At 44.5% G+C, this 15566-nt stretch carries 13 protein-coding genes and 1 pseudogene; 2 read left to right on the plus strand and 12 right to left on the minus strand.

Annotation, left to right across the window (positions count from 1 at the left end):
* Positions 1-31: 31 nt before the first annotated feature.
* The 9 genes from MKY23_RS19155 to MKY23_RS19195 all read right to left on the minus strand — a co-directional run bounded on the left by MKY23_RS19155 (position 32) and on the right by MKY23_RS19195 (position 7928).
* Positions 32-1063, minus strand: coding sequence for an iron ABC transporter permease (locus MKY23_RS19155; protein ID WP_154888231.1), 1032 nt, complete (start codon positions 1061-1063; stop codon positions 32-34).
* 1 nt (position 1064) lies between these two features.
* Entirely contained in the window at positions 1065-2120 is a 1056-nt protein-coding gene (locus MKY23_RS19160; RefSeq protein ID WP_090923705.1) for an iron ABC transporter permease, read from the minus strand.
* Positions 2121-2388: 268 nt separating this feature from the next.
* A complete protein-coding gene (locus MKY23_RS19165; protein WP_339831465.1) occupies positions 2389-3147 on the minus strand; it encodes a glycerophosphodiester phosphodiesterase in 759 nt (252 codons plus the stop codon).
* Between the two features lie 158 nt (positions 3148-3305).
* Complete coding sequence (locus MKY23_RS19170; protein WP_090923707.1) at positions 3306-3497, minus strand: hypothetical protein; 192 nt, start codon at positions 3495-3497, stop codon at positions 3306-3308.
* Between the two features lie 399 nt (positions 3498-3896).
* A complete protein-coding gene (locus tag MKY23_RS19175) occupies positions 3897-4025 on the minus strand; it encodes a hypothetical protein (protein ID WP_260510917.1) in 129 nt (42 codons plus the stop codon).
* Positions 4026-4148: 123 nt separating this feature from the next.
* Positions 4149-4733 (minus strand): TIGR00730 family Rossman fold protein, encoded by a 585-nt coding sequence (locus MKY23_RS19180; RefSeq protein WP_339831467.1) that lies wholly within the window; start codon positions 4731-4733, stop codon positions 4149-4151.
* A 311-nt stretch (positions 4734-5044) separates the two neighbouring features.
* Complete coding sequence (locus MKY23_RS19185; protein ID WP_090923709.1) at positions 5045-5464, minus strand: hypothetical protein; 420 nt, start codon at positions 5462-5464, stop codon at positions 5045-5047.
* A gap of 250 nt (positions 5465-5714) precedes the next feature.
* Positions 5715-6383, minus strand: a complete 669-nt coding sequence (ung, locus tag MKY23_RS19190) for a uracil-DNA glycosylase (RefSeq protein ID WP_339831470.1) — start codon at positions 6381-6383, stop codon at positions 5715-5717.
* A 273-nt stretch (positions 6384-6656) separates the two neighbouring features.
* Complete coding sequence (locus MKY23_RS19195) at positions 6657-7928, minus strand: MalY/PatB family protein (protein WP_339831472.1); 1272 nt, start codon at positions 7926-7928, stop codon at positions 6657-6659.
* Between the two features lie 286 nt (positions 7929-8214).
* Here MKY23_RS19195 and MKY23_RS19200 point away from each other — a divergent pair, with 286 nt between their 5' ends.
* A complete protein-coding gene (locus tag MKY23_RS19200; protein WP_339831474.1) occupies positions 8215-8922 on the plus strand; it encodes a helix-turn-helix transcriptional regulator in 708 nt (235 codons plus the stop codon).
* Between the two features lie 151 nt (positions 8923-9073).
* Here MKY23_RS19200 and MKY23_RS19205 read toward each other — a convergent pair whose 3' ends face one another.
* The gene (locus tag MKY23_RS19205) at positions 9074-11995 is read right to left on the minus strand and encodes an insulinase family protein (protein WP_339831475.1); all 2922 of its coding nucleotides are present in this window, start codon (positions 11993-11995) and stop codon (positions 9074-9076) included.
* Positions 11996-12224: 229 nt separating this feature from the next.
* Positions 12225-13577: pseudogene (locus MKY23_RS19210) on the minus strand (transposase).
* A 537-nt stretch (positions 13578-14114) separates the two neighbouring features.
* On the opposite strand from MKY23_RS19210, the gene MKY23_RS19215 reads away from it, so the two are divergent.
* Positions 14115-14501, plus strand: a complete 387-nt coding sequence (locus MKY23_RS19215) for a hypothetical protein (protein ID WP_222591813.1) — start codon at positions 14115-14117, stop codon at positions 14499-14501.
* Between the two features lie 271 nt (positions 14502-14772).
* Here MKY23_RS19215 and MKY23_RS19220 read toward each other — a convergent pair whose 3' ends face one another.
* Positions 14773-15219: a hypothetical protein gene (locus MKY23_RS19220; RefSeq protein ID WP_154983170.1), complete on the minus strand. Its 447-nt coding sequence runs from the start codon at positions 15217-15219 to the stop codon at positions 14773-14775.
* Positions 15220-15566 lie beyond the last annotated feature (347 nt).

Genomic DNA, 15566 nt, shown 5'->3' on the forward strand with positions numbered 1-15566 from the left:
AATCCTCCGTCAACATGATGATGATTACCTTCTATTTCGTCCTGCTTAAAAGATACAGGAAGTATGGTGCACCCAGAATTGCAACGAGAATCCCGGCTGGAATCTCCGAAGGTTGCAAAATGACACGTCCCAGCGTATCCGCGACCAAAACGAGCAATGACCCAACCAGAGCAGATGCGGGTAGCAAAAACTGATGTTTTGGCCCAACGAGACGACGCGCCAGATGAGGCCCAATTAGGCCAACAAAACCGATACCGCCGCTTACAGACACACAGGCTCCTGCCAAAACAGCTGCTGCAGCAAGCAAAATCATACGTTCACGCTCTACAGGAGCACCGAGACCACTTGCTGTCTGATCACCAAGATTCAATACATTCAGTACACGTGCCTTCGCCAGTACCAGCGGTACAAGCACCAGGATAAATGGCAACAGTGCCCAAACAAACTTCCAATTCGAGCCCCAAATGCTTCCTGCGAGCCAAGTGGCCACAAATTGATATTTCTCGGGACTAAGTCGCAACGTTAACACGATCATAGCTGAACTGATACCGGCTGCGATCCCGATTCCCGTGAGCAACATACGGGTTGGCAAGATGCCCTCCCCTTTTTTGTAGGAAAGGATATAGATTAGAAATGCTGCAAAGCTTGCGCCAATCAGCGCAAGGATCGGAAGCAGAAAGATCGGAGCTGCTGTCGTCGTTGGAAAAAAAGAAACAAACAGCATCACCATAAGCCCCGCTCCAGCATTAATACCTAGAATCCCAGGATCGGCGAGTGCGTTCCGCGATACCCCTTGCAGGATACAGCCCGACAACGCCAGACCCGCCCCGATTAGAACAGCAATCACAATACGAGGCAGTCTGAATTCAAACAGGATCAGCTCCTGTTTCGGTGTACCGCTGCCAAACAACGTCCGTAAAACCTCCAGCGGTGAAAGCTTGGTAAAGCCGGTATTCATACTGATAATAAAAGCGGTAATAATCAAAAGACCAAGCACAATAAGAACAACGATCCCTTTTGTTTTCTTTTTGCGCTCTGCACCAACCATAGTTGAGGAACCCATCTTACAGCGTCCTCCTTTCTTTCCGCGCCAGATACAGGAAGAACGGCACCCCGATGAGGGCTACCAATGCGCCAATCGGCGTTTCGTAAGGCGGGTTAATCATACGTGCTGCCAGATCCGAAAATACAAGCAATAGACTGCCCATCACGGCAGAACAAGGAATAATCCAGCGATAATCGACCCCAACCAGCTTCCGGGTAAGGTGGGGGATGATCAGACCGACAAATCCGACCGCACCCACGACAGATACTGCAGTACCCGCCAGGATTAGTACTACAATCAGACCGACCAGCTTGATCACACCGGTACGCTGTCCCAATCCAACCGCAATCTCCTCGCCAAGACTGAGTAACGTAATTGAACGAGAGATGATCATGCCCACGATCAGTGCAGCGAGCACCCAAGGAAACATCACTTCAAGCTGAGACCACTTCGTTCCGGCCACCCCTCCGGCAGTCCAGAAGGCCAAGTCTTGTCCGATTCTGAAGTAGAGCGCAATCCCCTCACTCAGCGCAGACAACATAGCCGATACCGCGGCTCCAGCCAGCACGAGACGCAGCGGCGTCAGACCTGATCTGGATGCTGCACCGAAACCATACACAAGTAGTACACCAAGTCCTGCTCCCAGGAATGAGTACATAATAATGTACATGTACGGCAGGCCCGGGAAAAAGGCAAAACAGATCGCCAGTGCAAAGCCGGCGCCAGCGTTCAAACCAAGCAGTCCTGAATCGGCGAGCGGATTCCGGGTCATGCCTTGCATAATCGCTCCGGCAACAGCAAAGCAAGCACCCACCATCGCTCCGCCAAGAATACGAGGCAACCGAATCTCCCATATGATCTGATGGGGTGTCAAGTCAGGGTTAAAGTTAAATACCGCCTGCCAGACCACGCCGAGTTGAATATCAGCAGCACCAAATGAAATAGACAACGCCATGCCCAGAGCAAGCAGCAGAATACCGCCTGTTAGAATGAGAGTGGCTGCCCATGGGCGTGTATGGATTTTCGCTGTAGGTGACTCCTCATTTGATTGCGTGGAAGAACTGTTCAAGTTCATACTTGTCCACCCGTGTTATGAGTGACGCTTATTAATCTTATGTACATAACAATCACCTCTCCAAAAATACCGCTTCTATTGATATTGATTCTCATTCCCATAGAACATTGTAAGGGAATCCTTCCAGTCTGGCAATGGACAAAAAGGACAACTTTCTTGCAGATATGAATATTTTCGCATGAATATGCATAAAAAAGGCCACACAGAGCTTCATTGCTCCTGTGTGGCACTCATACGATAACTTTACATACGATAACCTTACATATCTTTATTTGATTCCAATATTCGCTGAGCGAGTCCGAGCGGTCATCAATGAAGCAAGTACATCCGGAAGATCGGTGATGATGCCTTGTACTCCCATATCCATCATCAACTCCATATCGCCGGGATCATTCACGGTAAACGGATAGGTGACTATACCTTGCGCAAGAGCAGCAGTTACTTCCTCTTTAGCCACAGCCAGCTTATACGGATGAAGGCCCGATGCCTCAAGTTTAGCCGCGTAATCATAAGGACGATACAACTTCTCCATATATAAAAGCGCTGTACGAATGTCCGGCGCGATTCGCTTACACTTCACAAGCGAGGCATGATTAAAGCTGGATAGAACAACCTGTTGCTCCATGTTCCACTCCCGAATAACCTGAATGATCTTCTCTTCCATCCCCTTGTATGGCACGATGCCATTTTTCAACTCTACATTAAGCAGAATTCTCTTGCCTTGCACCAGGTTAAACAACATTTCCAGTGAAGGTATAGGCTCTCCGGCAAAATCCGCATGAAACCAGGAGCCTGCATCAAGAGTGCGCAATGTATCATAAGTGAAATCTTTAACCCAGCCCTCGCTTCCCCCCGTCCGTTGTAAAGTTTCATCATGAATTAACACCAACCGGCCATCGGCTGACATCTGCACATCCGTCTCAATTCCCGTTGCCCCCAGCTCTAGCGCTCGCTCAAACGCAATCATCGTGTTTTCCGGGCATACCGCAGATGCACCACGGTGGGCAATAATTTCGATTTTGTCCAATCCAGACCCTCCTGCATTCAAAAGTGGATTCTATGAACTTTCACTATATACACCATTTGTCATACACGTATTAAGAGAGCGTATAATTATATACTGGCTTGTTCATTCAGCACGGGTCTAACATTTAAAGGGCTGGGGATTCACTCATTTTTGCGAACTCAATCTAAAAACCAACATAATATAATATCAGTCGTAGACAACTGCACTCCGCTGTAAGGAGGTTGCCCTTTGAAACCGTTGAAATCACGAACAAGGAAGCACTCGATCTCTTCCAAATCTTGCTCTGCCCAAAAGTGCTCATCACACCATTCAGCGAAGAATAGATCAGAACCCGGATCGAAAATCAGCACGTCAAGACCTCCCGGATCACGACAAACGATTCCGCGAGCTTCTGTTCGAGGACTCTCTTTACCTGACAGAACAAGTAATCAGTCCGGCGTCATCGAACCCAAACAAAATAAACTTGATAAACTGGCCTTTGTTGCGGCCATCCTTGCACTGATCGCTTCCGCTATTGGACTATACATTGCCTGGAAAACACTCATTCTGCCCAGCGATACTACGGAAATCGTCGTATAGTTTCAATAGATAGCTCTATCTCATTACGATGGGATGGAGGTCTTTTTTTAGGCGCAAGCAAAAAAACCGTTCCCCTGAAACGCCGGTAGCCGCCGGCGTCTCTTTGGAAAGGCCATTTTCTTCGAATGATGCCATGAGTCAGCATGCATCCGTTATAAGAATGGTCTGAATTACAGTACGAACGTGCGGGAGATGATAACCAGCAGGATAAACAACACCAGGATTGCGCCTGTTGATGTCCATACACCACCACCGAAACCTCCACAGTAGCCGTAACCTGCTCCTTTGAGATCGCTCATGAGTGACACTCCCCTCTTCATCAAAGTACACTATAGACTATGTCCGCAAGCGTTATTTGCTTGGGCAAATGAGGAAGTTTTTCTCTTGAAGCATCAGGTTAACAACTCCATTTCATTGGGTGTTTACTTTCCGCTGAGTTCAGACCATTTCTGAGTCAATTCCTTGGGGCTGTAGGCAGCCATCTGAGCAAGCAGCTCAGCCGGATCAGACTCAAGACTCCACAAACTGAGATGTGATGTGTTGGAGAAGCCTTCGTGCACACTGTGCTCCACCATTTTCATAAGTGGTTCATAATAACCGTTGACATTCAAAAGGCCAACAGGTTTGCGATGAATGCCGATCTGTGCCCAGCACAGTACCTCGAACAATTCTTCAAACGTGCCCATCCCACCCGGAAGTGCGATAAATCCATCGGATAACTGTGCCATCGTTGACTTCCGTTCATGCATCGTACCCACTTCAATCAGTTGAGTAAGCCCGCCGTGAACCACCTCACCCCGGAATAACCCCGTAGGCATAACCCCAATCACTTCTCCGCCTGCCTCGAGAGCCGCATCCGCGACTGCCCCCATCAACCCCATACAAGACCCGCCATAGACCAGGGCATATCCGCTGCCCGCAATCTGTTCCCCCAAAAGGGAAGCATGCTTAATATAATCAGGATGATTTCCCGGGTTAGACCCAGCAAAAACACATATCCGTTTCAAGTGGTTTCACTCCTTTTTGAGTTCTATCTCCTTAGTATACAGTATAAGTGTCATTGCTATGTTACAGCACGTTAACAGAACTCATGCAAAACGTTATACGAAGTTTGAAATCGTTTATTTCTTTGCTTCTCCATGTTGCTTTCATACGCCTCCCGCTAAAAAAAGAGAAAAAAATACCCGGCCGTTTGCAGCCGGCCGGGTTCCCAAATCCATACACATTAATTTAGAAGGGGTTGTTACTACCTACTATAAGATCGAAACATTAATGCTGTATGATCGCAGTATGAAATACATATTAAATTTCAACCAGACTATCGTATGCCGCGCCGCGAACGTACCACAAACATGTGCTTGTCCTTGCGAAGCAGACGGCCGTCTTCAAGCTCGACCTGATCTTCGTCATGTCTTACAATCGTAGTGGATAACGCTACAATTTTGGCACGCCGCCAAATCATAATCTGTGACTTGAAATAAATCGCATTTTCAAACTGCACTGCTTTTTTCATCACATATCCGATCTTGTGCACTTCAGAACGTGCTTTCTTCAGAGGCAGGCTTTCGTCCGGAAGTGGTTTGATCATTGCAATATTGTCAAACGATACTTTAATCCGTTTCGGTCCAATTCGAACACATTCCGTTTCTTCATCCCACTCTACCAGCGTTCCCTTCAGAGGCTCGCGAATTCCTGTTGCCCGGTATACTGCTACTTTTCGTCCAATCCAATGTCGCAATGTGCTCGCCTCCAATCTATCTATATCCGTTGAACCAAAGATATTTACACAGACACTCCAATGACAGAAGAACCTGGAGAGTAGCTGTTATCCCCAGATTTTTTGATTCCCTTTTCCAAAGGGGAAAATCCGGTGATAAAGGCGAAGCTTATGCTTACGATGTAGCTTTCTTACAGAAAGCTTTTAGCTTCGCTTTTTCAGGTTTTTTCTATCCTCTACGTTCCTTGTGTAAATGATTTGTTCAACATATCTAGTTTTCAGGTATTGTCCAATCGATCGGTTTAATACCTTTGGAGACGAGAAATTCATTAGCTTTGGAAAAAGGCCGACTGCCAAGAAAGCCGCGATGTGCAGCTAAAGGGCTCGGATGTGTTGATTCCAACACCAGATGTTTGTCTCTATTAATAAAAGCACCCTTCTTCTGAGCGTGACTTCCCCATAGCATGTACACCATAGGCTCATTGCGTTCATTCAGCTCACGAATAACAGCATCCGTGAACGTCTGCCACCCCAAGGCCTGATGAGAATTCGGCTGACTCTCCCGAACCGTCAGAACCGCATTTAACAACAACACACCCTGCTCTGCCCAGTGAATAAGTGAACCGTGCTTTGGAACAGGCACACCCAGATCGGCATGAAGTTCCTTATATATATTTTTCAGTGAAGGGGGTACGCGCACCCCCGGTCTGACCGAGAAACTTAATCCATGCGCCTGCCCTGCCCCGTGATAAGGATCTTGACCAATAATAACGGCTTTCACCCGATGATAGGGGGTCAACTTCAAGGCAGAGAACAAATCTTCCTTGGGCGGGTAGACAGTCTGTGTTTTATATTCAGCAGCGAGCGCATAACGAATCTTGTCAAAATACTCCGCTTCCATCTCCTGCTGTAACACCTCGTCCCAATCATTTCCAAACATAATATATAGGCTCCTTTCCCCTGATGAATACATATCCGTGTAGCCCGTTTGGAAGGGCTCTTCCCTGCAAGAGTCACATGTCCCGCGACTCATAGACTATCCATCATTTTAACATAACCGTAGTCGACAGACCAGAAGTGTACGACGAAGAGAAAGGAAATCGTTCAGATAAATAAAAGAAACACTCAAAAAGGGACGAAACAGAATACGTTCTGCTCCGCCCCTTTCCTATTGATCTGTATATACCCGTGTTCATCGTAAAACCTACTGATGTTATACGTGTGCGGGCACCTGTTTCACCTGTTTTTGTTCTGTCAGTTGGTCCACCAGCACCCGACTAATTCGACTCAAACCTTCCTTCAGGACAGAACGAGGGCAAGCCAGGTTTAACCGGATACAACCTTCGCCGTTTGCCACAAACATTCCCCCATCCTCCAGTAATACGCCTGCTTGCTCCGCAAAGAACAGAGGCAGGCTGACATTCTTCGGTGCATATGGCGTAATATCAATCCAGGCAAGGTACGTTGCCTCAGGAATGTGGAAAACGGCAAGCGGCAGATGTGTTTTTAAAAAGTCATCAACATACGCAAAGTTATCATCCAGGTAAAGTTTTAACTGTCTCAGCCATTCATCGCCATGTTCATAAGCTGCTTGAGTTGCCGTAATACTTAGCGGATTTTTGAAGCCGTAATGACGTGCCTGCCAGATCTCCCTTAGTGCCTTGTTGGGAATAATGACATTGGAAAACATCAGACCCGCCATGTTGAACGTTTTGCTGGGAGACATACAAGTTATAATTCGGTCTGTATCCGGGAACAGTTTGGCGAGTGGGGTATGTGTTTTTCCCGTACGAAGCAGATCACAATGAATCTCATCTGATATGATCCATAGCTCATTATTCAAACAGATTTCGCCTACTCGCTTCAGTTCCTCCGTTCTCCAGATGCGTCCAGATGGATTATGCGGATTACAGAAAATGCATACCCGAACTTTCTCGTCTCTGGCTTTCGCTTCAAAATCGTCAAAGTCAATCGTATAGTGCCCCTCTTCATTCAACATGTCCGAGCACACCAGCTCAAGCTGGTTATGGTCTGCTGCCGATTTGAAAAATCCATAGGACGGTGTCAGGATCAATACCTTTTCGTCCGGCTGGCAGATATACTCCACCAGTTCATAGAGCGCGGGAATAATGCCATTCGATGTCTCCAGATGCTCCTTCGGGAAAGACCAGTCATAATATCGTTTCATCCAGCTTGCTACCGCTTCATAGTAACTCGGGTCAAAAACTTGCGAATACCCCATAATGCGGCGATCCAGGCGTTCTCTCACGGCATCCAAAATCTCGGGAGGTGTGGCAAACTCCATATCGGCAATCCACATGCGGATGAACTCCTCATCCTTAAACGGAAATTTCATCTCACTCGTTGCGTTGAAAATATATTGGCGGAAACCATCCGTATTCATGGCGTTGGTTCCGGTGCGGTCAATGATCTCATCAAAATTATAAGAATTGTCTATCTTGTTCGTATTGCTCATCTTGGTCATAGGGTTAACTCCTCTGTCTTTTCATTTCATCATTTATGGATGTTGGATCTATCCGTTCTTCGGTTCATCACTTCTAACCCTATTGTTCCATGCCGCGGGAGTTGCATCAAATGCAAGGGAATCTACTTAGAAGAAACAAATCAATTATGATGTTTCTTTAGAATAGGCTTTTCACTGAAAAAGTGATATATTTCTGATAGGCTTTGGCGTTTAAGAAAGACTTTCAGCTTATTTGTCTATTCTCAGGAAACACTTCCGATCATCCCACTCGATAAGGAGCACCCCAATGAACAACATCAACCAGGAAGTGGGCAAAAAAATACGAAACTTCCGCAAATGGCGCGGGCTCACCGTACAACAACTGGCAGACCAGATTTTCAAGAGCAAAGGTACTCTTTCCAAATATGAGAGCGGTGATATTACGCTGGATCTCATCACACTACACCAGATTGCAGATGCGCTGAACATTCAGGTAGAGCAGTTGCTCTACCAAGAACCGAGGCATGCGTCTCCGCTGATGAACACGGTCCAGTCCAGCTTTTTCAAAAACTCCACCCGCTTCTATTCGTACTTCTACGACGGCAGGAACAACAGTCTCATTCGCTGCGTGATCGACATGATGGCACAGTCGGATGCCAATCGCTACCGTACGGTGATGTATATGAATGTAAAGGATTTTGACAATTATCAGGAATGTGAAAATATGTACTGGGGTCACACCGAGCATTATGATACGCTGACTACACTCATTTTGAAAAATCAGGCTACCCCGCTGGAGAATTTGTACATTAATATTTTGGCATCCTTCCAGGAATCGGAGAAAAAATGGGGACTTATGGCTGGTGTTTCATTCAGGCCGTTTATGCCCATTGCACTGAAAATGCTTTTCTCTCGAACACCGTTGCCGGAAACACCCGAGCTATACAATGAACTGAAAATCTCCAAAGAGGATCTGCGCACACTTAAAATTTACAACATGCTTGCGGTAACTTAAGCGGAAGCCCGAATAAAATAAAAAAGACACTTGCCCAAGCTGTTTTACTTACCAGCCCTTGCAAGTGTCTCTTCTTTTTATCTACAGATGTTTTTTCTAAAGATATTGATTGAATCTTTCTTTTCACAGTCGCAACCCTGGTTACTGCTCCTTAATGTTTGATCAAATCCAACGTTTCGTCAAACTGTTGCTTCTGCTCCTCAATCTTGTGCTCATTTCCAATAACACACCGATGCTGTTGCTCCAGAAAGGCAGAGACAAATCCGGCAAACCCGATAATATCGCTCTCTTTCGTACCAAGCACCTCATTGCGCTCCTGCTGCAGATCAGCTTCCGTCACATTAGACAGATAACATTCCAGCGAGAATGCCCCTTCACTGTAAGGCGTTCTTGGCGTATCCAGATCCTGAATCGCCCCAATGATATAACGAGTCATCTCCCGTTCGTCGGCACGGAAATCGTTCAAATACTGCGGAATCTCCTCGTATACTTTGTAGGTTTTATCCAGATTCGGGTCACGGTAGGAAGCCAGGAAACTGTCACCATTCCGTCTGAACCCGGACATACAGCCGTAAGCGCCACCTTTGGCACGGATATTGTTCCACAGATAGTCCAGTGACAAGATACCCTGTAACACACGTAATGAGCCCGTATAGGCGTAGCCCTTTTCAGCATAGTTCCCGGTTTGAACGACATATTGAACCTCGGAAGGAGAACGGAAACCTTCGTTATGTGTTGCAGGCGTAAAGGTAAAAGCTTCCTTCGCCACATCATGTGTGAACAGCTTGGCTTTCAGAGCGGACACCTGCTCTTCCAGACCTTCGTATCCTTTATCGTCTGCCGTGTAACTGACAAGCAGGTTCTCCGGTCTGAAAATGTAACCCATCAGCTCTTGCAGGCTGGAAGACAGCTGTTCTTTTTTCGCATCAAAGTTCGCCTGTAGATCCTCAAGCCACTGATAATAAGCAATCCCGCTAACCGCCTCCCGGAAATCAGCAACGGCTGAATGTTTCGAGGACGATCTGGCAACTCCTGCGGAATGACCACTGTTGATCAGACTGCGTTGCAAATTACCTTTGACCTGAGAAATAATCTCGAAAAGTCGCTTCGAGTTGTCAAAACGGGACGTAAACACGATCTCCTTGATCATATCGAAAGCAAATCCCAGTTTGTCATACAGTACTTTCGCATTGAACTCATAGGTTGCTTTGAAATCATGAAGCTGATGTGCATTCGCATAAGAACCAACCCCGCTGTTGATGCCTCCAGAATGAATATGAATTTCATTCGATAACTCGTTAAACAAGTAGTTTTGAGTGTCCACGTAACCAAGTACGTTTTTGAGCAATCCCACATAAGGCAACAAGCGGCGCGGTACTTCCTTGATATCAAACAACAGTCTCAGATAACCAATACCGTTCGTATACAAATTATGATGCAAAATCGTTGTGCCATCCACGTTGTTCAGCGTTTGGTACAGTTTAGACGCCTTCGTATCAATGTCCTCAATAGACAACGTCGGGATGACTTGCTGCTGTTCTTTGGTGGAAGGGGTGTTCTGGTACTCGGCAAGCGCCTCGGTGCGCTTAATCATATCCTGCACCTCTTCTGGACGAAGTCCAGCCTGCACCGACTTCAACCGCTCCTTCAGTGCCTCTTCCTTGCGTGCGTTCAAGCCTTTGTCAGGTGTGAGCGCAACAAATGATATATGTGTGTTTTGTAATAAATACTTCTCAATCAGTTGTTCGAAATAACCGTCTTTCATTTTGGACCGAAGTTCTGCAAATACATCATTCGCTTCAAAATACGTGAAAGGCGCTTCCTTATCATACAGCCAGCTTTGGAGGGAGGAGAGTCCGTAGATCAGTCCTTTCGGCATCCGGCCAAAGTCCGCTTCCCGGTGGTTGAACTCATAAGAGTTGATTCCAGCAAGCAATGCTTTCGGGTCAAAGCCTTCTTTCACAACGCGCTCCAGCACTTCCTTGATCGTCCCGAGAAATTCGTCCTTACTGGACAAGTTGCTCTTCTTCAGTCCCACCGTGAACACGGGTTGATACAAGCTATCATCATAAGAGCCGTAGACATCCTTCGCGATGCCTTTATCCAGCAAGGCTTGCTTCAGAACAGCTCCCGGTGCATTGAGCAGTGCGTATAACAAAATCTGAAACGCAATGTTCAATTCCTTATCCAGACTTGTGCCAATCACCGCATTATAGGTCAAAAAGCTATTGTCTACTTCGGATTCCGTGCTTCCCGCAGAGTAGGACTTTACCGTATCCACCCGTTTCGGGAAAGCAGATTGCAGTTTAATCTCGGAGTCAATCTCGATCCGATCATAGTTGCCTAAGTAATTTTCATCCAGCCACTGCAGCTTTTCTTCCATATCCATATCCCCGTATAGATAGATGTAACTGTTGGACGGATGATAGTACCGTTTGTGGAAATCAAGCAATCCTTCATAAGTGAGATCCAGAATCGCCTCCGGGAAGCCTCCAGACTCGCAGGAATACGTTGTATCCGGGAAAAGAGAATTCAGCACCTCTCGTCGAACCAACCGTTCTGGCGAAGAAAAGGCACCCTTCATCTCGTTATACACTACGCCGTTGTATGTCAGTTCGTCTTCTGGTGAAGTCAGGTTGTAATTCCAACCTTCCTGCAAAAATATTTTTTCATTCTCATAAATATTCGTATTTAATACCGCATCCAGATACACATCCATCAAGTTATGGAAGTCATGATCGTTGCGACTCGCAACGGGGTAGACGGTTTTGTCAGGATACGTCATCGCGTTGAGGAATGTATTGAGCGAACCTTTGAGTAGCTCCACAAAAGAATCTTTAGCCGGGAACTTTTTCGAGCCACATAGCACGGAGTGTTCCAGGATATGAGCTACCCCTGTATCATCTTCAGGAGGTGTGCGAAAACCGATGTTGAACACCTTGTTATCATCACTATTGGACAACAGTACGATATGAGCACCCGATTTTTGATGTTCCAGCAGGTACGCATCGGATTTCAGTTCTTCGATTCTACGCTCCTGTAATACCTTATATGGCTTAAGCTGTTTCAACATAAACTTGAGTCCTCCGTCCATAGATTGTTGTGTTGGTTGATGCGAAAGGTAATATATGCCTATCGATAGTATACACCATTGTGACCTCTCTTCATAAATAGACGCCCGAATCCACTTTCTGATATGTATTATGTTCCTTTTCGGTTTATGAACTGCACTAGTAATATGCAAAATTTAACTTTTCACGTAAAAGAGTTAGAGAACATTACTTAAATATTTATTTAATTACTCAACTTTCACAGCTCAAATCTCCAAACAAACCCTTGATATAGCTGGGTAAACCAGCGATCCATTCATGTAGTTGACAAAAAACGGCCGTTTTGTTCTTTTTCGTTTTTGCCTCTGCCATTTCAAGAAATAATCTCATCAATTGCTGAAGCGCGGTCTGGAAGTCCAGATCGCGGACTTCATCGGCAAAAAGAAAAAAGAGTCCGCCAAGTGTACGGTCATCACTGGATTCCAGCCGTTCGTATTCCATCGCCAAATAACGGCTGAATACAACCGTCGTGTGGCTAATCAATTGGTCGAAAGAACGCCCCTGAAATTCTGTTCCCAGTTTCAAATAGCTTTTTGTGACTTTAAAAAGGTTTCAATACTCCATCGCATGCCGTAGATTCGTACGATTTCGGCATCATCCAGCGTGACATCTGTGCTTAAAATGGCAAGCCATTCCCGCTTTTTATTCCGGTTGCGCACAAAGACAAGCTTCACAGGAAGACGGCATGAAGTATGCACGACCATGGAGCCTTTGATGTCTTTTGCACTCGATTTTGGCAGAGTTTGGAACACTTCTCCCAGTGTCATTCGCTGTCCCGACATGAGATATCGCTGCTTCATTTCTTTCACCATCCCTATCGCAGGCAGACCTCTGTCCGTGAGCTCCCGAAGCAAAGGGGCTTGCGTAAACCAGCTGTCCATTAACACATAGTCTGCAGTGAGGCCAGCTGTTAAAGCCTAATCTAGCAAGCCCACAACCGCATCTGGCTTCCGGGAAAAAGCCTCCATTCGGCGTTTGTATCCGTGGCTACGTCTTGAAAGATGGGAAACTATTTCGCATAAGCGATTGGCAAATTTCGCGGAGGACAGCATTACAAAATCCAGCGGAGCAAAGCTAAAGCCGTCCGACCAGCCGAGCGTGAGCATGGTGTATCCTTTAGAAAATTTGCCTGTAGAGTGGTCAAACACACGTGCTAGCAGCTCTGCTTTTTTACTCCTGTTTCGGCTAAGTACCGAATCATCAACGATAAATACATGCACCCGTCTAGATGAAATGAGCGATTCAAAATGGCGTACGATCCGAAGGCTTAACATCTGCAAAAATCGCCGCCATGCAAAAGAAGATTGATTCAAGAACCGATAGACAACATCTTTACCTGGAAGGTCTGCTCGGCTGTCGCTCTCCAAAAGACGAAACCAGTTTTTCCCTTCAAAGACCAGCGAGAATTATAATCCGGAAAATCGCTAAACTCGAAAGGCCAAACGATTTGGAAATACCGGCGTGCATGAGGGCTTTTCCAATATGGAGTGTAGCAAAAAGTTTAGAAAAACGAGACTGTTCAGACAGGGAATGTTGCTGTAACATAGGGTTACACACCTTTCTTGTTCATGGTTGGTCGCACTTGCATGATACTAAACAAGCGAGGTGTTTTTTTGTCAATAGAATTAGTTATTTTGAATTCTTACTACGCCCACAAGGGGTTAGGGAGATATTCTAGATGCGAAAGTTGAGTTAATTATATTTTCAAAAAGAACCTTAGCTAGAACGTCCAGAGTAGCCGTAACGTCCGTCTTGCTCTAACCTGTTTTTACTGCCATTTCATGTATAATTCAAACGTTTATGTCCACTTTTATAGTTATAAAAGATACGGAGTACCTTGCGTTTAAAATCTGTTAGCACAAAATCACCTGTGCCCCATTATATGAGAATATACGTTCTTTTAACAACAGAAAAATTAAGGTAATGGATTGTTTCATTCGTTCAATTTTATGATGTATTATTGAATCAAGGAGGTTAGTCAAATGATATACGTCTTATTATCCGTTTCATTGGGAGTCAATTAAAAATGAAGTCGCACCATTGATGTGCATCAGATAATGGACAAAATTAATGAGTTGCAAAATGAAACTACTCTATTCGTCATTGAGCTTTGGGGAAAATAACGTACAAATTAAAGAAGAACACTTCAAAAATACGAATGATGAGGTGACTATATTGGTTAAGTTTGTACATTCTAACGAAATGGAAGACTATCTAAACAATTTAGCTAGCGAAATTGAAAGTCACTACAACATACCGGGCCTCAAAGGATCTATAGCTCAAATTAGATGGGCCAGACAAATAAGAATCAATTTTTTTAATAAAGCATCTAACAAAAATATTAAATCCGAAACTCTAATTTCCCTCTCGAAAAGGACCTCTGCAGCTTGGTGGATCAATAACAAGGATCTATCTCTTTACCAAATCATTGAAAAAGCTTCTCAACAGCAAAAGAGCGCGGAAATTTAAGTCCAACGCTCTTTTTTATTGTTTAGGCCAAGTATACTTTGTTAAGTCTATTGGGTTTTCAACCCCACCCAAGTGACTAAATATGTAAATGAGAACAATTACAAAAGCAAAAACTGCAAGATATCCAGCAAAATATTTATTCTCTATTTTGACTACCTCCTTACCAACATCGATTTATATCCCGGCTTTAAAACAACCTTCCATTCACATTCATTTTTTCAATAAATAAGTTCCACTAGTATATGAAACTAGTAGAACTTTTCGGATAAAACTATTTTTTAGTTCCTGAACTATATATAATTAAACCTACTACAATTAACAAAGCAATTAAAACTCCAACTTTAGTGAATAAATAGTTAAAAAAGATACATGAAAGACAGATCAATACAATACCGGTCAAAGCATATACCAATTTTGATTTGAAACCATCTTCTTCATCGAAATAAGAATACCGGTACTGAGCTTGTCGATTATCAAACACCGCAATAATCCATAAAACTCCAGCTGCCAATAATCCAAACCCTGAAAAAATGTTAAGCACAGGTGTAAACAGCATTGAATTTTTCTGAGTTTCAAATTTTTCCATAAGATCAGAAAAAGAAGCTAACGTTAATTCTTGGAACCAGATCATAGTTACTGCACCCAGTATTAATAAAACAATTGAAAACACAAACAAAGAGGATTTATTTTTATACGCTTCAGCAATATCATTTAGCAAAATAAACAGCCACCTTTTCTTTAATTATAGTTGTTAATGGAAGTATAAACAAAAAAGATTGTGACTATGACTTCCCATCACATAAAGTCATAGTCAATCAATCTCTAGGGTAGTTCTTCTATTTTGTTGTAGCTGTATTTTTTTGATTTGTCTTCTCTTTCCGTTTCAAATACTCTTTATGCTTCTCTTCTGAGACATCAAAACAAAACGCCTCTTTACCCTTCTCATGCGCATAAAGTCTTTTTCCGTTTCTCAGTGTAATGAATGGTGTACAAATCATCATAATTATCATTTCCTCTCAAGGTTTTTTACCTTGCAAGAGGGAGTTCATAGTGATACATTATAAA

This window comes from Paenibacillus sp. FSL R7-0272 (genome assembly GCF_037969905.1).
Lineage (GTDB): Bacteria > Bacillota > Bacilli > Paenibacillales > Paenibacillaceae > Paenibacillus > Paenibacillus polysaccharolyticus.